The 20,672-nt window shown below is 58.4% G+C and carries 14 protein-coding genes; 8 read left to right on the top strand and 6 right to left on the bottom strand.

Going from position 1 to position 20,672, the window contains the following annotated elements; all coding sequences use genetic code 11:
* Positions 1 to 2: 2 nt before the first annotated feature.
* The 4 genes from BM321_RS00420 to BM321_RS00435 all read right to left on the bottom strand — a co-directional run bounded on the left by BM321_RS00420 (position 3) and on the right by BM321_RS00435 (position 7,258).
* Positions 3 to 3,980, bottom strand: a complete 3,978-nt coding sequence (locus BM321_RS00420) for a glycosyltransferase (RefSeq protein ID WP_092441188.1) — start codon at positions 3,978 to 3,980, stop codon at positions 3 to 5.
* Positions 3,980 to 5,398, bottom strand: a complete 1,419-nt coding sequence (locus tag BM321_RS00425; protein WP_092441189.1) for an ABC transporter ATP-binding protein — start codon at positions 5,396 to 5,398, stop codon at positions 3,980 to 3,982. The genes BM321_RS00420 and BM321_RS00425 overlap by 1 nt, the downstream gene beginning before the upstream one ends.
* Positions 5,388 to 6,224, bottom strand: coding sequence for an ABC transporter permease (locus BM321_RS00430; protein ID WP_092441190.1), 837 nt, complete (start codon positions 6,222 to 6,224; stop codon positions 5,388 to 5,390). Before BM321_RS00430 ends, BM321_RS00425 begins: the two co-directional genes overlap by 11 nt.
* 122 nt (positions 6,225 to 6,346) lie before the next feature.
* Positions 6,347 to 7,258 (bottom strand): glycosyltransferase family 2 protein, encoded by a 912-nt coding sequence (locus tag BM321_RS00435; protein WP_256573351.1) that lies wholly within the window; start codon positions 7,256 to 7,258, stop codon positions 6,347 to 6,349.
* 281 nt (positions 7,259 to 7,539) lie between these two features.
* Here BM321_RS00435 and BM321_RS00440 point away from each other — a divergent pair, with 281 nt between their 5' ends.
* From BM321_RS00440 to BM321_RS00450, 3 genes are all read left to right on the top strand, one after another.
* Positions 7,540 to 9,534 carry a polysaccharide biosynthesis protein gene (locus tag BM321_RS00440; RefSeq protein WP_092441336.1) on the top strand — a complete coding sequence of 665 codons (1,995 nt, stop codon included), beginning with the start codon at positions 7,540 to 7,542 and terminating at the stop codon, positions 9,532 to 9,534.
* Between the two features lie 114 nt (positions 9,535 to 9,648).
* On the top strand, positions 9,649 to 9,984 hold the full coding sequence (locus BM321_RS00445; RefSeq protein ID WP_092441191.1) for a ComEA family DNA-binding protein: 336 nt from the start codon (positions 9,649 to 9,651) through the stop codon (positions 9,982 to 9,984).
* 330 nt (positions 9,985 to 10,314) lie between these two features.
* Positions 10,315 to 11,112, top strand: coding sequence for an urea carboxylase-associated family protein (locus BM321_RS00450; protein WP_092441192.1), 798 nt, complete (start codon positions 10,315 to 10,317; stop codon positions 11,110 to 11,112).
* A 169-nt stretch (positions 11,113 to 11,281) separates the two neighbouring features.
* Here BM321_RS00450 and BM321_RS00455 read toward each other — a convergent pair whose 3' ends face one another.
* Positions 11,282 to 11,449, bottom strand: a complete 168-nt coding sequence (locus tag BM321_RS00455) for a DUF2897 family protein (RefSeq protein WP_003183831.1) — start codon at positions 11,447 to 11,449, stop codon at positions 11,282 to 11,284.
* 120 nt (positions 11,450 to 11,569) lie between these two features.
* A complete protein-coding gene (gene eat, locus BM321_RS00460) occupies positions 11,570 to 12,934 on the bottom strand; it encodes an ethanolamine permease (protein ID WP_092441193.1) in 1,365 nt (454 codons plus the stop codon).
* Positions 12,935 to 13,328: 394 nt separating this feature from the next.
* On the opposite strand from eat, the gene kdpF reads away from it, so the two are divergent.
* From kdpF to BM321_RS00485, 5 genes are all read left to right on the top strand, one after another.
* Positions 13,329 to 13,418 (top strand): K(+)-transporting ATPase subunit F, encoded by a 90-nt coding sequence (gene kdpF, locus BM321_RS00465; protein ID WP_003218754.1) that lies wholly within the window; start codon positions 13,329 to 13,331, stop codon positions 13,416 to 13,418.
* Positions 13,419 to 13,426: 8 nt separating this feature from the next.
* On the top strand, positions 13,427 to 15,121 hold the full coding sequence (gene kdpA, locus BM321_RS00470; protein WP_092441194.1) for a potassium-transporting ATPase subunit KdpA: 1,695 nt from the start codon (positions 13,427 to 13,429) through the stop codon (positions 15,119 to 15,121).
* Positions 15,122 to 15,131: 10 nt separating this feature from the next.
* A complete protein-coding gene (gene kdpB / locus BM321_RS00475) occupies positions 15,132 to 17,186 on the top strand; it encodes a potassium-transporting ATPase subunit KdpB (protein WP_092441195.1) in 2,055 nt (684 codons plus the stop codon).
* Between the two features lie 138 nt (positions 17,187 to 17,324).
* Entirely contained in the window at positions 17,325 to 17,870 is a 546-nt protein-coding gene (gene kdpC / locus BM321_RS00480; RefSeq protein ID WP_092441196.1) for a potassium-transporting ATPase subunit KdpC, read from the top strand.
* 132 nt (positions 17,871 to 18,002) lie between these two features.
* The gene (locus BM321_RS00485; protein WP_092441197.1) at positions 18,003 to 20,654 is read left to right on the top strand and encodes a sensor histidine kinase; all 2,652 of its coding nucleotides are present in this window, start codon (positions 18,003 to 18,005) and stop codon (positions 20,652 to 20,654) included.
* Positions 20,655 to 20,672 lie beyond the last annotated feature (18 nt).

Here is a 20,672-nt window from a genome sequence, read left to right on the forward strand (position 1 = left end):
AGTTAGTAGGTGATGCCAGTAACGACAGTTGTGTTTATGAGCATGTTTTTGCTGGCGCAAGCCAACGGTAACATATGCGCCAGAATGCGATCTTCGACCAACGGGGAAAGATGCATTGCCTTGATGGTTGATTTCAGACGCGGTAATTGGTTGACGAGGGGTGATAATGCCGCAGGGACACTCCAGAATACGCCATTTACCGGATACGGCAGGTGTTTATATGGCGCCGGCTGCAATCCAATTGCCCTGCAAAGATTATTGATCAGTGCTGAGTCCTCTGATAAATGGCTGATCGTTGGGTCCTCGGGAAATACAAGTCCAATGGGGGAAACGCTGTCGCGTTCGGTCAGGTGGTTGGCGATGGATCTCAGAGCCAAGTGCTCGCCACCGATCATGTTTTCTATCAGGTAGCGGTGATAGGCAACCTTGCTCGTGAACTCCGAATCAAAAGGTTCGGCTTGTAGGTCGAGGTGTCCGATCAAGTCGAACTCCTGATAGTTGGCAGCCGTCAGCTGACTCAGCAATGCAGACAGCGTCCCTCTTTCGCATACCTGTATATCGAGGGACGGATTGCGATCTTTACTCAGGACGTTTCGCAGGGCAAGCCGAGTGGCTTCGTCGTTTGTCTGGACGATCACCGTCACATCAATGCCGGATAGCGCGATCCGATCAAGAACGTCCAGTAGTTGCTCTATCAACTTGACGCTGACAAACAGAAGTGATCTGTATGTATCTGACGTCTGGTGCGGTTTTGCCCAGTCGAGTTTGTTCGAGTTCCATGGGCCCTGAGGCTGGCCAGCCCGAATGAAATGCGCGAGTGGATCGTGTTGACCCACAGCATCTGCGTTGAGTTCGTGATAGAGGCTTGGGTCAAACCCTGGAAACGGTTTGCGACGGAGTACACCGCGGCTCCACGAACGAACATACCGACGGATCGCCGAGGCCTCATCTTCCAGTACCACTTTTGCAGGGGTGTAGAAGCTGATGTCCAGTAGCCCGGCTTCTTCTATCGTCGCGGTATCCAGTTTTTCACATCGGCTCAACTCGCCCAGATCAGTTGCGATATCAACAAGTTTTTCAACGTAGTCGGCCATATTGAATTCACGTGCTGCAATGGCTTTCATCTGCTCGCCAACGTTCGCCCTGGCACTGCAGGACGATGCCAGCCGAATGATTTTATCCGCCATGCTGCCGGCGTCTAGGTACGGTGCTATGCAGTCTGTTCCCAGATCATTGCGCTTGAGAATGTCAGCGATGCCAGTGGTTCGGTCAAAGCACAGGACAGGCAAGCCGCGAACCATCGCATCAATGGCCACGTTGGGCAAGGGATCCAGCCTGGAACTCAGCAGTAACATGTCGCTCATTGCATAGACTTCTTCGATCTGCGCTGTCTCGGAAATGATTGTAAATTGCTCGGCAATGCCGCTGCGCTGTATCTGATCGTAGAGGTAAACCGAATAAGCGATATCCGTTTCTGGATTGTAATTGTCGCCGATCCAGACAAAACGACATTTGTGGCCAATCGGGGATTTGATGACCCGCGTGGCGCACTCGATAAAGATGTCGACACCTTTGCGGACCTGTACGCGGCCAGCTCCGAGGATGATGATAGTGTCCGCGTCTTGATCCTGTGGGCGCATGGCATGCTGTAGCCGTAATCTTTCGGCTTCGACTTGAGCTTCGTTTTGTGCCTCGGCTGGCACAATGCTTTTACCCTGCGCGAGCACGGGGATGCGGCAGTCGTTGAGCTGCGGCAATACTTGTACAGCGCTGTCCAGTGTGACATTTGAAGAGAATACCGTCTGACTCGCCCACAACAACGCATTCTGGATTGCTGAACGAGGTCGGGTATAAACCGCAAACTCATGGATGAGACTGACCGAGGGGATGTAGCGGTCGGCTAATGGTTTGAGGGCAAGATTGGATTCCAAGCTGTTAACGATCGCGAAATCGATTGGATATTTATCCAGGAATTCGGCTATCGCCCAAGATGTGCCAACGGCGTTGTTGCGATCCAGAGGGCCAGCAACGAGCGCCCCCGCGTCAACGAAAGCATCTGTCAGCGAGCCGGAGCCTAAAAGTAGCGCAACGACATTGAATCGTTCTGTCAACTGCTGGGCGATGTTAAGGCTAAGGATGGGGGCTCCGGTACGAGACGCTTCATGACTGACCAGCAACACGGTCTGCTTGCTGTGGTCCAAGGTATCGATGGACCGGCTTAGTGTGATTGTCGGAACCGATCCAATGCGACCTTCATGCTGGCCGTACATCAGAAAGTGTTGTTGCGGATCCATACCGCAATTTGCGATATCGGGGTACATAGTGAGATAAAAGTTTGCGTCGAACATTCCGCTGGTATCGTTCTCGCAAATTTCCGGCATTTCAATCGAGGCAGATGATGAAGCAGATTCGATCGGGGGTTGAGATTCGCGGTCACTCGTCGAACGATGCACCTCACAAGTCACATTGGCTACCGATTCCGCCCAAGCGGTACGGCCTTCGCGTAGGCCAGCGCCAAGAAAGTGCTCTCGCGCAGACATGCCTGAGGCTGCCACATCCGGATAGCGGCTCAAATATAGATGGTCGTCGAACTGGCTGTCATTAGGCAGCATGATGATCGGCTTGCCTATACCGAAGAGGCGAAGCGCTCGCCAGGTTTTCGATACAAAGAAAGTAGCCCAGGTATTGCTAAGCGTATTGATATGTTCAGTCGCGCTCAGAAGACTATTTTGAGCAGCGTTCAGTGAGCGGGTGAGGTGATTCGCGTGATGCTCCAGCTCTTGCTTCTGGGCAATGACGAGATCAAGCGCAGACTGACGCTCTTCGAGTTCCGACTTAAGCGCAGCATTTATGGCAGTCTGCTTAATCAGAGACTGCTCGAGTGCGGACTTGAGGCTGGTCTGCTTAGTGTGAGATGTAACGAGTGTAATGTAGCGTGAAGTTTGCTCAATCTGGAGTGCGGTGAAGCGCGCGCGCTGTTCGGCATGAGACGCTTCGAGGGCAATATAGCTGGTAGCCTCCTCCTGGTCCGGGGACAAATTGTTGATGTGCGCGTTTAGCGCTTCGATCTGGCGATCTCTGGCGACAATTCCTTCGTTAGCCGTTACGGTGGCGGCTTCGGCCTGCGATATGAGCTGCAGCATAGGCAACATTCTTCGCAAAGCGGACATCAAAGGATCAAGTTGTTGGGCGAACTCGGTACTGTTTATGTCCAACTTATCAAGTGCGCATTCACGCAACAGTTGATAGGTTTGTGCAAGGATGGCTGGGTCGATGTTGCTATTGAGCAACTCATCGTCGTTGTGCTGGCCATGTCGGAGCCCTTTATCCAGAAACTCATCCACATAAATGTCTAACTGCTCTTGTGTAGGAGTGTTGAGGTCCAGTGCTACGGAAATCCGTTGCAACTGCTTGTAGGGATTACTCAGGAGATTATCGTAGCCTACCACCAGGCGATTTTCCGACTGTGTATAGGCTACCGCCTGCAACATATGTTCCAGCCATAATATGTAAGATTTGACAGGAGCGATTTGGTTGCGAGCCGTCAGCGACGCCGCGACATTTAACGGGTTGCGCAAGGCAATTACGTAACCGACTTTGAATCCAAGTTCATTCAGCAGCTTTTTCCAGAATGGCAGCAGCCGCGTAATACGTGGATCCTTCAGGCCCCAAATCGAGGTCGAAGCAGTCTTTTGCTCGACCAGCTCCTTGGCGGTTTGATAAATCTGCTGAATGTCAGGCAAATTGAAGACATCGGCATCAATCACACCCGTGCGGTCATATGTCGCGCCAAGAAGACCGAGAATCTGATTGTTGATCGCGATGACATCGCTGTCTTCCCAGAATCCTGTAGGGTTGTCGGGCCCGGCGGGGTGCAATGTGTCGCCCAAGGCGACGCCCAGGGTGTTCAGACCTCGGGTCAGGGCGCTGGTGCCGCTGCGGTGCATGCCCAGTACGATGATGATTTTTTTAGTACTCATCAATTTAAAATGCCTTTAGAAAATGTCAGCGTCGGCACGCAGTGGAAGTCCACGATGCTGGTGGCCAGGCAGCCAGACTCCGTGATGACGCGGAATGCCGCAACGTCCAGGGCACGATGCAAAAATGTTTCGACTTGGTCGGAAATTCCGGTTACACCAGCGTTTAGAAAGTACAGGCCGGGCGTCAGGTTGCAGGCAAACTCAAACTGAACTTGCACGCTGCTGCCAGCTTCAACCCACTCGACCGATTGCGCTACCGACGGTGCGGAAACCGCGCCACCTAGTTCCGCGCCGCTTACAGTTTTGATCAACATACCGAACCGTACGCGCTCGGCGGTGCTGGCAAAGTCAACATTGTAACGGTAGAAGTAGCTGCGTCCGCGAACCAGATTGTTTACCCTGACGTTAGACAGGGTGTAAATTCCGGCGTCGCGAATTCGTGCGCCTTTGTCTTCGTATTCAATCGTGCTGTTGGGCTTCAGGTCGGGGTCGAAGCTCTCTTCAATGTTGTGTTCGACCTCGATAAGTGCAGATTCTTCTGTGTCCGGTTCCACACCTGTCGGTGCCTGCCCCGAGATGATTTGCTGGCGAATGATCGATCTGCGATCCGCAGCTGCGTACAGCATTTTCTGGTAGTTGCCGACTACCTGCTTCGGCGCCCCTTCGGTCAACTTATCGCCGCTATCAAGCAAAATCGCGCGGTCACAGAGTTCCACAATAGCGCTGCCGGCGTGGGATACGAACAGAATCGTCGCCCCTTTTTGCCGAATGGCTTCAATTCTGGAAAAGCATTTACGCTGGAATAACTCATCCCCGACAGACAGTGCCTCGTCAACGATAAGAATCTCCGGATCGGCGTTGATCGCCACCGCGAATGCCAAGCGAACTGCCATGCCACTGGAATACGATTTGATTTGCTGATCAATGAAGTCGCCAATGTCGGCAAACGCTTCGATTTCGGCGAAGCGCTCATCAATCTCCTGACGACTCAAGCCCAATATCGAACCGTTGAGATAGATATTCTCTCGGCCTGTGAAGTCTGGGTTGAAACCGGAACCCAGTTCCAGAAGAGCAGCGATTCGACCATTGACCTCTACTGAGCCTTCAGTGGCCGTCAGGGTTCCGCAGATAATCTGCAGCAAGGTGGATTTACCGGATCCGTTTTTACCGATAATACCAACTGTTTCCCCGCGGTGTACTTCGAAATTGATCTTCTTGAGTGCCCAGAACTCTCGATAGTATTTGACGTCTGCGTCTTTGATCCGGCTTTTGATAGGCGCCAGCAGCAGTTGCTGTAAACGCTGGCGAGGGCGATCGTAAATATGAAAGCACTTGCTCAGGTTCTCGACACGAATGGCAAGCGTGGATGCAGGTGCCAATGCGGCGGAGTGATCTGCTGTAATCATTTCAGAGGACATCTGCGAAACCCGATCTTGTTTTCTGGAACCACGCATATCCGGCCGCGGCGATAAATACGGAGACGATTAAGTAGACTCCGAGCCCCATGAAGTCAGGTAATCTCCCCCAAATAACGATCTCCCTCATTTGTTCGATAATGAAGGTTAGGGGGTTGAGCAAAATAATGGTCTGATACTGCGCGGGCAGAGAGCTCAGCGGGAAGAACACCGGTGAGAGGAATAGCATGATCGTCGTTATGATGCCCGTAGTTTGTCCCACGTCCTGAAGGTAAACTCCCAAAGATGCCAGTATCCAAGCCAGGCCCAGTGTCAGGATAATCAGAGGGAGCATCACCACTGGGGTCAACAGAATGGTAAGGTGGGGAATCCCTTGAAAAATGGTGTAAGCCAGAATCAATACGGACAGACTGATCAGTCCGTGGAACAAAGCTGCTCCGAGCGTTACGATTGGCAGGATCTCCAGAGGGAAAACCACTTTTTTGACGTAGTTGACATTGCTTAAAACGATGTTCGGAGAGCGGTTGATGACCTCCGCGAACACTGCGTGAACAATCAGCCCGGCAAACAGCATGATCGCAAACATGGTTTTGCTCTCTTCGGTGCCGGGAGGTGAAATTCCCCAACGCGATTTGAACACCACCGAAAATACAAATGTGTAAACGCTCAACATCATAAGCGGATTAAGGAATGACCAAAGCAAGCCCAGTACTGAGCCCCGATAACGGCCAATTACTTCACGTTTGGTCATCTGAAATATTAGATGGCGATGCAATATCAAGTTTTTGGATAGGCCATACAGGCTTGATGTCTTTTGCGGAACACTCATTAAAATATCCAGACGAATAAAAATGATGGGGCGAAGGTACCATTGCTGAGCGGCGTCATTTTAGCTGTGGAGCGTCGCTTCGGCGGCTGGTTGCGCATTTTTCCAGAGGAGGGGGCGCACCACTAGATCCTTTTGACCAGAACAGCCAGGGCCAGACCGAGGTTGCCCAAGAAGGTCTGTCGATAGAAGCGACTACTCACCATGAGTTTTACCCTTGTGACAAGCGGAGCATTGCGAGCCCGCTCAAGACGCTTGAGGGTCACCGCATTGCTTGGAGTCAGCCGGGACAAAACTGTATTAAGCGCTGAGATGTTCGTAGTGTTCCATTCGCTGAGGGAGCCTTTGAGCATGTGATCAACACGGTCCAGTCGGTCCTTGAATGTAGTATTTGCGCCAATGACGTTCTGGTTATGCTGGCGATAATCAAGAGTTGGCATGGGGTCGTAGTAAACGTTTCCACCACAACCGGTCACTAGCAAATACGCCCACCAGTCATGGCATACCAAGGGCGTGTCTGCCGGGGTTTCTCTCAGAAGGGAGCATGCTGCCTGGTTGATCATCATCGTGTTGCCACCTGCCAAGCTTTGCATCAAAGCATTCTCGAAGCTTGGTCGTTTGTTGAACAATGGCGAAAAACCTAACGCTTTTCCGGTGACGTTAATGATTCTCGTACGACCGCAATAAAGCGAGGGTTGTTGGACGGGCTGCTGTTCCAGCCAGTTCAGGGCCTTTTGCAGCTTGGCGGGATGCCAGTAGTCGTCCTGATCACAAAAAGCGTAGTACGCATGTTGCCCGCAAGCCCGTCCCAAAACAGCCAGGAAATTTTTGGTGAATCCAGACTGTGGCCCTTGGCTGAGTACTAGGCGGTCTTCGCCCCACATTTGCTGGTATTGCTGCAGGATTTCGACTGTTTCGTCCGTTGAACCGTCATCCGAAGCATAAATCACCCAGTTCGAATGAGTCTGGGCGGCAATCGACTCCAATTGATCCCTGAGGAAGCGGCCACCGTTAAACGTACACAGCAGTACGGCCACGCTACTGGCGTTTTTTGTCAGGCTGTTCAACGGTGTAGCGGCAGCGGAACGCGAGGGGGTTGACACAATTTTGAACGCTCTTTCCGTGGTGGAGAGTAAGGTATGCAGCAAGCGCGCTAGTTTACCGGCTTTATCAATGTTTTACACGACGCAGTAGTCGATGCCAGAATCCCGTGCTCGTCGAAACATTCCGTGCAGATACGAACGGGTGCGTTGATTTTATTGATTTTACAATACTGATGCTGAAGGTGAAGGGAGAAACCTGGGTGGGGGAGGGATTTATGGATAAGATCAGGGCCTTGCTATTAGGCCTCCCAAGGCGGCACAAGCGACTGATTCAGGTCACCACGGATATCGTGCTTGTTTGGGTAGCCCTCTGGCTAGCCTTTATCGTCCGTCTCGGCGTCGACGATATGTACAACCCCTTGAAGGCCCATTTTTGGCTCTTCGCCTGTGCGCCGATTGTAGCCATCCCCTTATTCATCCGCTTCGGCATGTACCGCGCCGTCATGCGCTATTTCGGCAACGACGCCCTCATTGCCATCATCAAAGCCGTCAGCCTTTCCTCCCTGATCCTGGCCGTCGTCGTCTATTGGTACAGCAACCACCAAGCCGTCGTCCCGCGCTCCATCATCTTCAACTACTGGTGGTTGAGTCTGGTCATCATCGGCGGCCTGCGCTTGTGCATGCGTCAATATTTCATGGGGGATTGGTTCACCGGCGGACAGCATATTCCCTTCACCAACCGTGACGATGGCCTGACGAAGGTCGCGATTTACGGTGCTGGGGTTGCAGGTAATCAGCTCGTCGCCGCGTTGCGCATGGGTAAAGTGATGCGACCGGTGGCGTTCATTGATGACGACGCAAACATCGCTGATCGATCGATTTCCGGACTGCTGGTCTACAAACCCAAGCACATCCAGCAGATGATCGACGTGACAGGCGCACAGGAAATCCTCCTGGCCTTGCCCTCGTCAACCCGTGCTCGCCGTAGGGAAATTCTCACAATGTTGGAGCGCTTCCCTTTACACATTCGAAGTGTCCCCAACTTTACCGACCTCGCCAGCGGTCGGGTGAAAGTCGACGACATCCAGGAAGTGGATATCGCCGACCTGCTCGGTCGCGACGCTGTGCCTGCGCAGCCGGATTTGCTCCAGCGCTGTATCAAAGGCAAGACAGTCATGGTGACGGGGGCAGGAGGGTCAATCGGCTCTGAACTCTGCCGGCAGATATTCGCGTTGGGGCCCACCACGCTTCTTCTGTTCGACCACAGTGAGTTCAACCTCTACAGCATCTTGTCTGAGCTGGAACAGCGTGTCGATCGGGAGTCTGCCCCGGTCAAACTGTTGCCCATCCTGGGATCGATTCGTCACCCGGATAAATTGCTCGATGTCATGAAAACCTGGAAAGTCGACACCGTTTACCATGCAGCTGCGTATAAGCATGTGCCGATTGTGGAGCACAACATTGCCGAGGGCGTGCTCAACAACGTCATCGGTACGCTGAACACCGCGCAGGCTGCGCTGCAATCCGGGGTTGCCAACTTTGTGCTGATCTCCACGGACAAGGCTGTGCGCCCAACGAACGTGATGGGCAGCACCAAGCGTTTGGCGGAGCTGACGCTGCAAGCGTTGAGCCGGGAGATTGCGCCGGTTCTGTTTGGGGAAAAGGCCAACATATCCCGGGTCAATAAAACCCGTTTCACCATGGTTCGTTTTGGCAACGTGCTGGGTTCGTCGGGGTCTGTGATTCCTTTGTTTCACAGTCAGATCAAATCGGGTGGCCCGCTGACGGTCACTCATCCGAAGATCACTCGATACTTTATGACGATCCCAGAAGCCGCGCAGTTGGTCATCCAGGCGGGATCCATGGGGCAGGGTGGGGATGTGTTCGTGCTGGACATGGGCGAACCGGTGAAAATTGTCGAGCTGGCAGAGAAAATGATTCACCTGTCGGGCCTGAGTATTCGCTCGGAGCGTAATCCCCAGGGGGATATTTCCATCGAGTTCACTGGCCTGCGGCCAGGCGAGAAGTTGTATGAAGAACTGTTGATCGGCGATAACGTCGCCGCAACCGAGCATCCGATGATCATGACGGCTAGTGAGGATCATCTGCCCTGGGATGTATTGAAGCTCAAGCTGGGTAACTTGCTCGACGCTTTGGAGAGGGACGATTACGCACGGGTGCGTCAGCTGTTGCGTGAAACTGTCCACGGTTATACCCCCGATGGTGAGATCGTTGACTGGCTCTACCAACAACGCCGACTGGATCCGTGATTGTTACACACCCTGTAACGTAGACATTTTTGACAGCGAGTCATCATCGCCTAAGTTTGAGAAGCAGCTTCGGAAAAGCTGCTTTTCTCTTAACGATGTCATGGAGCGTCACTTATGCGTACAGGCTATTTCTACTCTCTGGTTTTTGCACTGCTGACCAGCGCTTCTATAGCGGTCATCGCTGCGCCTGCGGTCAAGCCCGAGACGACGTCTGCACCGCAGGCATTGAATGTGTCGGCGAATTCGCAAAGCGCCAAGGTGGATCTTAACGGGGCGGATGCTGCGACGCTGCAACGCGAGTTGGCGGGGATAGGCAAGGCTAAGGCTGAGGCGATTGTTGCGTATCGTGAGAGTAATGGAGCGTTTTCGTCTGTGGAAGAATTGCTTGAGGTCAAGGGGATTGGCAAGGCGCTTCTGGACAGGAATCGCGACAAGCTGGAAGTGAATTGAGGTGAGGTAGTGAAGGAGGCCGGTCGAGACGACTGGCCTTTTTTGTTTCTGGCGGATGAAAAGGATACGGCGATGATTGTGGCTGGGCCCCGTAATTCTGAGTTCAGCATGCCGACATGGTACAAATCGTGATAATTCATTGCCATCGATAGTCGCGCAGATGCGCTTGGTGTTTTGCGTTGCGCCCCATGAAGCGATGAGTCTTTATCTCAACGATTCCGAGCACTGCTTTTGCAGTTCTGACCCCGCTATCCATCACTGATCGAGGATGTGTGCCATGTACAAAACTATCCAGCCGCCTATCAGGTCAGCAAAGGATCAGCCCTGCAGATGGACAAGCTCTTCTACGACCGCATACGCGCCGAGCAGGACAAGCGCACCTTGATCGAACAGTTCGAAGTGCCAATCCGCACCGGCCGCGCTTGGCACGTACCCGCCGGTCATGTGTTCCGAGTCACGACTCCGGTGGGCCCGCAGGTGGGGGACTTCAACGTCTGGAACGCCCACGACCCACGGGAGCGCCTGTGGGCGGCGCGCACGCGCCAGCTTCAGGGCGCTCATGTCAGCACTCATGATCGGTTGTGGTCTAACCTGCCATTCCTGCGGCCGCTGGTGACCATCACCGATGACAGCCTGGCCGGCTACGGCATCGATGAGCATGGCGGACGACTGCACGATCTGCTGGGTACGCGCTGTGATCCATACGTGAACAAGATGCTGACCGGCGAGGATTTCCATCATCACTGCCATTCGAACCTGACCCGTGCCGTGTTGCCCCATGGCCTGACGGAGTTCGATGTGCACGACGTGCTGAATATTTTCCAGTGCACCGGACTCAATCATGACGATATGTACTTCATGAAGGCCTGTCCGGCGCAGAAGGGTGATTACCTGGAATTCTTTGCCGAGATCGATCTGTTGTGTGCCCTGTCTACCTGCCCGGGGGGTGACCTGTCGCTGGCGATGTGGGGGCCGGATGCGCAGGATCCTCTCAGCGTCTGTCGTCCGCTGGGGGTGGAGATCTATCGGTTGGAGGATTCATTGCTGGAAGGCTGGAGCCAGCCTGAGCGGGCGGCGTACAACGGGATGCATGGCTTGCACATCGCCAAGGCGGATTGGGAAAAGTGATGCAGCAGGCGCTCTTGTGGCGAGGGAGCTTGCTCCCGCTGGGCTGCGCAGCAGCCCCCAAATCATGACTCAATCAGCCTGGCCCACCGCGTCGGCAGGTTTGAGGGGCCGCTTCGCGCCCCAGCGGGAGCAAGCTCCCTCGCCACGAGATCGGTGTGTGAGGCCGCGGTTAACGATCCTTGGCCTCCTTCGCATCCATTTCCGCGTTGCGCTCAGCCACACGCTTGCGTTGTTCATCCGTCAATTCGACCTTGTTGGCGGTGTCGCGCAGCATCATCAGACCACCAACGATCGAGCCGATTGCAACAATCAGAATCAACCAGGCATACCAGGGCATAGGGCTCTCCTTGAGGGTGCGAGGGACGGACGAGCCTTTCGCCGATCCATCGCACCTACCACTTATGAGCGAAGGTTGTTCGCAGTGGTTCCATACTACGCCCGTTCGGCCGGCTTCACCTTAAAGCCCGGTCAGCATCGCATCGGCGGGCGCGTCCGCACGCAGTTGTGCGGTAAGGATGAAGTAGACGAAGCCTACCGCCATGAACCCGAGGAAGATCAGCCCGATCAGTGCGTTGAACCAGGCCATCGCCACCAGGCACACCAGCGCCAGCAACAGGGCGATCCCCGGTACGATCGGATAACCCGGTGCGCGGAAAGTACGTTCCAGGTTGGGCTCGGTTTTACGTAGCTTGAACAGGCTGAGCATGCTCATGATGTACATGACGATGGCACCGAACACGGCCATGGTGATCATCGCCGCGGTCAGGCTCATGCCGCCGAGGTTGATCAGACCGTCGCTGTAGATCGCGGCAATGCCGATCAGTCCACCGGCAATGATCGCCCGGTGCGGGGTCTGGAAGCGTGACAGTTTGGCCAGGGAGGCGGGCAGGTAGCCGGCGCGGGCCAGGGCGAAGAACTGCCGCGAGTAGCCCAGGATGATCCCGTGGAAACTCGCCACCAGGCCGAACAGGCCGATCCAGACCAGCATGTGCAGCCAGCCGGAGCTTTCGCCGACCACGGTTTTCATGGCTTGGGGCAAGGGATCGTTGATGTTCGACAGGGTGCGCCAATCGCCGACGCCGCCGGCCAGGAACATCACACCCATCGCCAGGAACACCAGGGTCAGGATGCCGCTGATGTAGGCCTTGGGAATCGTGCGTTTCGGGTCCTTGGCTTCTTCGGCGGCCATGGCCGCACCTTCGATGGCCAGGAAGAACCAGATGGCGAAGGGAATCGCGGCGAACATGCCGGCAATGGCTGGGGCGCCGAACACATCCGAACCGGCCCAGCCGTTCAGGGCGAAGCTGCTGAAACTGAACGCCGGGGCGACGACGCCCATGAACACCAGCAGTTCGGCCACCGCCAGGACGCAGACAATCAGCTCGAACGTTGCCGCCAATTTGACCCCGAGGATGTTCAGGCCCATGAACACGATATAGGCGCCGACCGCCGCGTGTTTCGGGTCCAGCGCCGGGAACTGCACGTTCAGGTAGGCGCCGATGGCCAGGGCAATGGCCGGCGGCGCGAAGACGAATTCGATCAGCGTCGCCAGCCCGGCAATCAATCCGCCTTTCTCGCCGAAGGCGCGACGGCTGTAGGCAAACGGCCCACCAGCATGGGGAATGGCGGTGGTCAGCTCGGTGAAACTGAAAATGAAGCAGGTGTACATGGCCGCCACCATGAAGGATGTCACCAGGAAACCTAGCGTCCCGGCCACGCCCCAGCCATAGCTCCAGCCGAAATACTCGCCGGAAATCACCAGGCCAACGGCAATGCCCCATAAATGCAGGGTGCCCAGGGTGGGTTTGAGTTGTGTGTTCATCGGTGGCTCCCCTCGATCCATAGCAAAAGCGCTGGAGAGGGGTAGTGCAGTGGCCGTGCCAGTGTGGCGGGGGCGGTCGTAATGGGTGAAATCGTGTCGTATCGGGGATGTTCGCTGCTGGATGGCCTGGTTTTGTGCCCCAGTTCAGAGCATCGGCACCTGTCCGGGCCTCATCGCGAGCAAGCTCGCTCCCACAGGGTGGACACAGATTCTGTATTCACAACAGACCAAAATGTGGGAGCGAGCTTGCTCGCGATAGGCCAGCCCAGCCAACCAACCCCTCATTTTTTACACTTTCTTTATCCCCCAAGCCCTCTCTCGATCTCGTTCCTTTACAGCCTCCCTGCCGACAATCACCTCCACACGGCACGACGCCGTACCACGGAGAAATCCCATGAGTGTTCTGGACGGGGTGTCGCTGCTGCTGGCAGTGGCGCTGTTCATTTATCTGCTGGTTGCGCTGTTGCGCGCCGATCGGAACTAGGAGCGGCTATGCACGGTTATGACTACGGGCTGATCCTCGCCTTTTTCGCCCTGGTGCTGATTCCGGCACCGTTTCTGGGGCGTTTTTACTACCGGGTGATGGAAGGCCAGCGCACCTGGCTTTCCCCGATCCTCGGCCCGGTGGAGCGCGGTTGCTATCGCCTGGCCGGTGTCGATTCCAGCGCTGAGCAGAGCTGGCAGAAATACACCCTGGCCATGCTCGCGTTCAACCTGGCGGGTTTTGTGTTGCTGTTTGCGATTCTGCTGCTGCAGGGACATCTGCCCCTCAATACCGAGCAACTGCCCGGCATGGAGTGGACCCAGGCCTTCAACACGGCCGTGAGTTTCATGACCAACACCAACTGGCAGTCCTACAGCGGTGAAGCGTCCCTGAGTTACCTGAGCCAGATGGTCGGCCTGACCGTGCAGAACTTCGTCAGCGCCGCCACCGGCCTGGCCGTGCTGGTGGCGTTGTGTCGCGGGATCGGGCGCAAGTCCGCCTCGACGCTGGGTAATTTCTGGGTCGACATGACCCGCGCCACCCTCTACGGGTTGTTGCCGCTGTGCCTGCTGCTGGCGTTGTTCCTGGTCTGGCAGGGCGTGCCGCAGACTTTCGCGCACTATGTGCACGGGGTCACGATGCAGGGCGCCGACCAGGTCATCCCGCTGGGGCCGGCCGCCAGCCAGATCGCGATCAAGCAACTGGGTACCAACGGCGGCGGTTTCTTCGGCGTCAACTCGGCGCATCCGTTCGAAAACCCGACGGCCTGGAGCAATCTGTTTGAGCTCGCGTCGATCATCCTGATTCCCGCCGCGCTGGTGTTCACGTTCGGTCATTACGTCAAGGACCTGCGTCAGAGTCGCGCGATCATCGCGTGCATGCTGGCGCTCTTCCTGATCGGTGGCGCGACGTCGCTGTGGGCCGAATACCAGCCCAACCCGGCCCTGAACGACCCTGCCGTCGAACAGACCGCGCCGCTGGAAGGCAAGGAAACGCGCTTCGGCACCACCGCCACGGTGCTGTGGTCGGTGACGACCACGGCAGCGTCCAACGGCTCGGTCAACGCCATGCATGACAGCCTCAACCCGCTCAGTGGCATGGTGGCCCTGGTGAACATGATGGTCGGCGAGGTGATCTTCGGCGGCGTCGGGGCCGGGCTCTACGGCATGCTGTTGAATGTGTTGATCGCCGTGTTCCTGGCCGGCTTGATGATCGGTCGCACCCCGGAATACCTGGGCAAGAAGCTGGGTGCCCGAGAGGTGCAACTGTTGGTGGCGACCCTGCTGGTGATGCCCGTCAGCGTGTTGGTGCTGGGTGCCGTCGCCGCGAGCCTGCCCGGGCCTGCCGCAGCGGTGAGCAACCCGGGTGCCCACGGTTTCAGCCAGTTGTTGTACGCCTACACCTCGGCGGGAGCGAACAACGGTTCGGCATTCGGCGGGTTCGGCGCCAATACACCCTTTCACAACCTGATGCTGGGCCTGGGCATGTTGATCGGCCGGTTCGGCTACATCCTGCCGGTGCTGGCATTGGCTGGCAGCCTGGCCTTGAAGAAAACCGCACCGATTGGCCAGAACAGCTTTCCTACCCATGGCCCGCTGTTCGTGACCTTGTTGACCGTGACCATCCTGCTGGTGGGCGGCTTGACCTTCCTGCCGACCCTGGCGCTGGGGCCGATTGCCGAACACTTGAGCATGGGCTTCTGAGGATTTGATGATGAATATGCCGATGAGCAAAACCGTCGCCGCCAAGGCGCCGGAGCAACCGAAGACCCACCTGTCAGCCCTCTGGCGGCCAGCGTTGGTGCAAGCCTTCGTCAAGCTCGATCCTCGCCAATTGCACCGTGCCCCGGTGATGCTGGTGGTGGAACTGACCGCGATCCTCACCACCGTGTTGTGCTTCATTCCCGACACTACGGTGCCGACCTTTGTCGCCGCGCAAATTGCACTGTGGCTGTGGTTCACCGTGCTGTTCGCCAACTTCGCCGAAGCCTTGGCCGAAGGGCGCGGCAAGGCCCGGGCCGACAGCCTCAAGGCCGGCAGCGAAGGCCTCAACGCCCGTCGCCAGACTGCCAGCGGGTTCGAAACAGTCCCCGCCACTCGTCTGCGCAAAGGCGATGTGGTGCGCGTCGAGGCTGGCGACATGATCCCCGGCGACGGTGAGGTGATTGAAGGCATCGCTGCGGTCAACGAGGCGGCGATCACCGGCGAATCGGCGCCGGTCATCCGCGAGTCCGGCGGCGATCGCTCGGCCGTCACCGGCAATACGCGGCTGGTCTCCGACTGGCTGCTGGTACGCATCACCAGCAATCCCGGCGAGTCCACCCTGGACCGCATGATCGCTTTGGTGGAAGGCGCCAAGCGCCAGAAAACGCCGAACGAGGTGGCGCTGGATATCCTGCTGATCGGCCTGACGCTAATCTTCCTGTTGGTGGTGGTGACGCTGCAACCGTTCGCCCATTTCGCCAACGCCAGCCTGCCGCTGGTGTTTCTGGTGGCGCTGTTGGTCACCTTGATTCCCACCACCATCGGCGGGCTGCTGTCGGCCATCGGCATCGCCGGGATGGACCGGTTGGTGCGCCTGAACGTGATCGCCAAATCCGGCCGTGCGGTCGAGGCGGCGGGGGACGTGCATGTGCTGATGCTGGACAAGACCGGCACCATCACCTTTGGCAATCGGCGTTGTACGGCGGTCTATGCCGCCCCGGGTGTGAGTGCCAAGGAACTGGCCGAAGGTACGCTGTTCGCCTCGTTGGCTGACGACACGGCCGAGGGCAAGTCCATCGTCGAGTACCTGCGAGGCTTGCACCCACAGCCCGAGCCGGGCGTCGACGCACTCACGGCCGTGCCGTTCAGTGCCGAAACCCGTCTGTCCGGGGTCGACTATCAGGGGCGCATCTACCGCAAGGGCGCCGTGGACTCATTGCTGGATTTCATCGGCCTTGCACGCAATGAGTTGCCGCCGGCCCTGGCACGGGAGGTCGACAAGATCGCCCAGAGCGGCGGTACGCCGTTGCTGGTGTGCGCGGACGGCAAGCTGCTCGGTGCTATCCATCTCAAGGACGTGGTCAAGCCCGGCATCCGTGAGCGTTTTGCCGAGCTGCGCAAGCTGGGGATTCGCACGGTGATGGTCACCGGCGACAACCCGCTGACTGCCGCCGCGATTGCCGCCGAGGCCGGTGTCGACGACGTGCTGGCGGAGGCCACGCCGGAGAAAAAACTGGCGCGTATCCGTCACGAGCAAAATGATGGTCGGCTGGTGGCCATGTGTGGCGACGGCGCGAACGACGCTCCGGCCCTGGCCCAGGCCGATGTCGGCATGGCGATGAACGACGGCACCCAGGCCGCGCGGGAAGCGGCCAACATGGTCGACCTCGACAGCGACCCGACCAAATTGCTGGACGTGGTGCAGATCGGCAAGGAGCTGTTGGTGACCCGTGGGGCGCTGACCACCTTTTCCATCGCCAACGACATCGCCAAGTATTTCGCCATCCTGCCGGCACTGTTCGCGTCGATTTATCCACAGCTCGGCGTGCTGAACGTGATGCACCTGAGCAGCCCGCAGAGCGCGATTCTGTCGGCCATTGTCTTCAACGCCTTGATCATCGTCGTGCTCATCCCTCTGGCCCTGCGCGGCGTGCGCGTGCAAGCGGCAAGCGCGGCGGCGCTGTTGCGGCGCAATCTGTTGATCTATGGCCTGGGCGGGATTCTGGTGCCGTTCGTGGGGATCAAGGCGATCGATATGTTGCTGACGGCGTTGCACCTGGTTTGAGTTCACCATTTGTGGGAGCAAGGCTTGCCCGCGATGAACGATGACGCGGTCTTGCTTGGGATCGAAGTGTCTGCATCGCGAGCAAGCTTTGCTCCCACAAGGCGATTCCCAGGATTTACTTCAATCGAGGATTTTGAAATGTCCACTCTGATTCGCCCGGCCTTGAGCCTGTTATTGCTGATGAGCCTGATCACCGGCGTCGCCTACCCACTGCTGGTCACCGGCGTGGCGCAAGTCGCCTTTCCCACCCAAGCCAACGGCAGCCTGATCGTCGATGCCGCCGGCAAGGTCCGTGGCTCGACGCTGATCGCCCAGGATTTCACCGGCGATGCCTGGTTTCATCCACGGCCATCGGCCGGTGCCTTCGCCACGGTCGCCAGCGGTGCGAGCAATTTCTCCCCGAGCAATCCGGCCCTGGCCACACGAGTGATCGATGACGCCCGCAAGCTTCAGGTGCCTGGTCAGGGCCCGGTGCCGCTGGCATCGCTGACCACCTCCGGCAGTGGGCTGGATCCGCACTTGCCTCCGGCGGCAATTGCCTATCAACTGGCGCGTGTCGCCGCCGCGCGCAACCTGCCGGCCTCGACCTTGCAGCAATTGCTCGACGACAACACCGAGCAACCCCTGGTGGGCCCACCGGTGGTGAATGTGCTGGCGCTGAACCTGGCCCTGGAAAAACTGTAGAACCTGTGGGAGCGAGCTTGCTCGCGATGAGGGTGTATCAGTCACCATCAATGTTCGCTGAGCTGCCGCTATCGCGAGCAAGCTCGCTCCCACAGGGGGGCTGAACCTATCCGAAACAAGAGAATCCCCAGCATGAGCGACTCCGGCCGCGCCGACGCACTGTTAGCCAATCTGCCCCGTAACGGCCGTGGCCGGCTCAAGGTCTTTCTTGGCGCGGCCCCGGGTGTCGGCAAGACCTACGCCATGCTGCAAGCGGCTCACACCCAACTGCGCCAAGGTGTGACGGTCATCGCCGGGGTGGTGGAGACCCACGGCCGAAGCGAAACCGAAGCGCTGCTCGGCGGCCTGGCGCAGCAGCCGTTGGTGCGCTCGGAATATCGTGGCGTGATGCTCGAGGAAATGGATCTCGACGGCTTGCTCGCCGCCCGGCCACACCTGGTCCTGGTGGACGAACTGGCCCACAGCAACGCCCCCGGCAGCCGCCACGCCAAGCGCTGGCAGGACATTCAGGAACTGCTCGCGGCGGGCATCGACGTCTACACCACGGTCAATGTCCAGCATCTGGAAAGCCTCAACGACCAAGTACGCGGCATCACCGGCGTGCAGGTACGCGAGACGTTGCCGGACTGGGTCCTGCAGGAAGCCGATGAACTGCTGCTGATCGACCTGCCACCCCGTGAGCTGCTGGAGCGTCTGCGCGATGGCAAGGTCTACGTGCCGGAACAGGCCCGGGCGGCGATCGATGCGTTTTTCTCCCAGACCAACCTGACCGCGTTGCGTGAGCTGGCGATGCAGACCGCCGCCGCCCAGGTCGACAATGATCTGGCCCTGGGCTATCGACAACTGGGCCAGGCCGCGCCGGCGGTGCGCGGACGTTTGCTGGTGGGGGTGGACGGTGATGTGCAGGCTGAACGCCTGGTGCGCCATGCCAGCCGCGTCGCTCAGCGTCGGCATCTGCCGTGGAGCCTGGTGCACGTGGATAACGGCAGCGCCCGTGACGAAGCCTCGCGCCAGCGCTTGCAGAATGCCCAGCAACTGGCTGAACGCCTCGGCGGCGAAGTGGTGCTGCTGCGGGCCGGCGAGGTGGCCAGGACGCTGATCCAGCACGCCAGCGAACGTCGCGCTACGCTGGTGCTGGTGGGCCAGTCCCGGCCGCGCCTGCGCCGACGGCTGTTTGGCGGCGGCCTCGCTTCGCGCCTGCTGCGCGATGCCCGTGGCCTGGAAATCAATGTGTTGGACAGCGATGAGCAACCGCGTCCCGCTCGCGTGCACTCAGGCGCCGTCCAGACCAGGTTCGATTATGTGCTGGCGTTGCTGGCGACCGTGGTGGCTAGCGCATTGGCCTGGGGCATCTCGGGATTGCTGGCGTTGCCCAATATCTCTCTGGTGTTCCTGATGGCGGTGTTGCTGGTGGCCGTCCGCAGCAGCCTCGGCCCGGCGCTGGCCTGCGCGGCGCTGTCGTTCCTGGCCTACGATTTTCTGTTCATCCCGCCGAATTTTTCCCTGACCATCCAGCGCGAAGAAGACGTGCTGACGCTGGTGTTTTTCCTGCTCATGGCGGCCCTGACCGGCAACCTGGCCGCTCGCCAGCGCCGCCAGTTGCAGGCCCTGCGCGACACCCAACAGGAAACCGGAGAACTGCTGGACCTGTCCCGCAAGCTCACTGCCGCCACCGACCGCCAGGCCGTGATCAGCGCCGCCGCGCAGCACCTCAACGGTTGGCACGACTTGCAGCTCTGCCTGCTCGACCGCGACAGCCAGGGCGGTTGGAAGGTCGAAAGCGGTGAGCCGTTGACCCTCACCGAGGCCGAGCGCGCGGCGGCCGACTGGTCCTGGCAGCACGATCAGTCGGCCGGCGCCGGCACCGGGACACTGCCCTCCGGGCGTTGGTGGTGGTGGCCGTTGTCGGCGGAGGGCGGGCCGCTGGCCTTGCTGGGTGTCTGCCCGAAAGAAGGCCAGCCCCTGAGTGGTCAGCGCCGCCGTTTGCTGGCGGCCCTCAGTCAGCCATTGGCCCAGGCGCTGGCTCGGGCGCAACTGGCCCAGGACCTGGAAGCGGCGCGTCTGCATGGCGAAACCGAGCAACTGCGCAGCGCTTTGCTGGCGTCCGTGTCCCATGATCTGCGCACACCGCTGACCGCCATGCGCGGCAGCATCGACAGCTTGTTGGCGCTGGGGGAGGCGATCCCGCTGGCCGATCGTCGCGAGCTGCTCGAAGGCACCCGCGATGAAGCCGAGCGGTTGGATCGCTACATCCAGAACTTGCTGGACATGACTCGCCTGGGCCACGGCGCCCTGAAGCTGGCGCGGGACTGGGTGGCGCCGGCCGACATCGTTGGCAGTGCGCTGAATCGCCTGCGAGCGGTGTTGGCGCCCCTGGCGCTCACGGTCGAGGTGCCGGCTGAATTGCCCTTGCTGTATGTTCACGCAGCGTTGATCGAGCAGGCCCTGGTGAACGTGCTGGAGAATGCGGCGCGGTTCTCGCCAGCCCAAGGACGCCTGCTGCTGAGCGCCGGGGCGACCGCCAATGAGGTGTTTTTTGCGGTCGCCGATGAAGGCCCCGGGATTCCTGAAGAGGAGCGGGAGAAAATCTTCGATATGTTCTACACCGCCGCGCGCGGTGATCGGGGCGGGCAGGGCACAGGGTTGGGATTGGCGATCTGCCAGGGCATGGTCGGTGCCCACGGCGGGCGAATCAGCGTGGCCGATGGCCTCGACGGACGCGGCACCTGCATCACGTTGCACTTGCCGTTGCAGGCGCAACCGGGCATGGACGATGAAGCTTGAACCCGGCTGAGATACTCT

Source organism: Pseudomonas sp. NFIX10 (assembly GCF_900111955.1).
In the GTDB taxonomy this organism is placed as follows: Bacteria; Pseudomonadota; Gammaproteobacteria; order Pseudomonadales; family Pseudomonadaceae; genus Aquipseudomonas; species Aquipseudomonas fluorescens_AA.

Bases quoted from the DNA above. Each gene is read 5' to 3' on its own strand.
- BM321_RS00445 (WP_092441191.1), top strand. From the start codon at position 9,649: ATGCGTACAGGCTATTTCTACTCTCTGGTTTTTGCACTGCTGACCAGC.
- BM321_RS00440 (WP_092441336.1), top strand. From the start codon at position 7,540: ATGGATAAGATCAGGGCCTTGCTATTAGGCCTCCCAAGGCGGCACAAG.
- kdpB (WP_092441195.1), top strand. From the start codon at position 15,132: ATGAATATGCCGATGAGCAAAACCGTCGCCGCCAAGGCGCCGGAGCAA.
- BM321_RS00430 (WP_092441190.1), bottom strand. From the start codon at position 6,224: ATGAGTGTTCCGCAAAAGACATCAAGCCTGTATGGCCTATCCAAAAAC.
- eat (WP_092441193.1), bottom strand. From the start codon at position 12,934: ATGAACACACAACTCAAACCCACCCTGGGCACCCTGCATTTATGGGGC.
- kdpF (WP_003218754.1), top strand. From the start codon at position 13,329: ATGAGTGTTCTGGACGGGGTGTCGCTGCTGCTGGCAGTGGCGCTGTTC.
- BM321_RS00420 (WP_092441188.1), bottom strand. From the start codon at position 3,980: ATGAGTACTAAAAAAATCATCATCGTACTGGGCATGCACCGCAGCGGC.
- kdpA (WP_092441194.1), top strand. From the start codon at position 13,427: ATGCACGGTTATGACTACGGGCTGATCCTCGCCTTTTTCGCCCTGGTG.
- BM321_RS00425 (WP_092441189.1), bottom strand. From the start codon at position 5,398: ATGTCCTCTGAAATGATTACAGCAGATCACTCCGCCGCATTGGCACCT.
- BM321_RS00450 (WP_092441192.1), top strand. From the start codon at position 10,315: ATGGACAAGCTCTTCTACGACCGCATACGCGCCGAGCAGGACAAGCGC.
- BM321_RS00455 (WP_003183831.1), bottom strand. From the start codon at position 11,449: ATGCCCTGGTATGCCTGGTTGATTCTGATTGTTGCAATCGGCTCGATC.
- BM321_RS00485 (WP_092441197.1), top strand. From the start codon at position 18,003: ATGAGCGACTCCGGCCGCGCCGACGCACTGTTAGCCAATCTGCCCCGT.
- kdpC (WP_092441196.1), top strand. From the start codon at position 17,325: ATGTCCACTCTGATTCGCCCGGCCTTGAGCCTGTTATTGCTGATGAGC.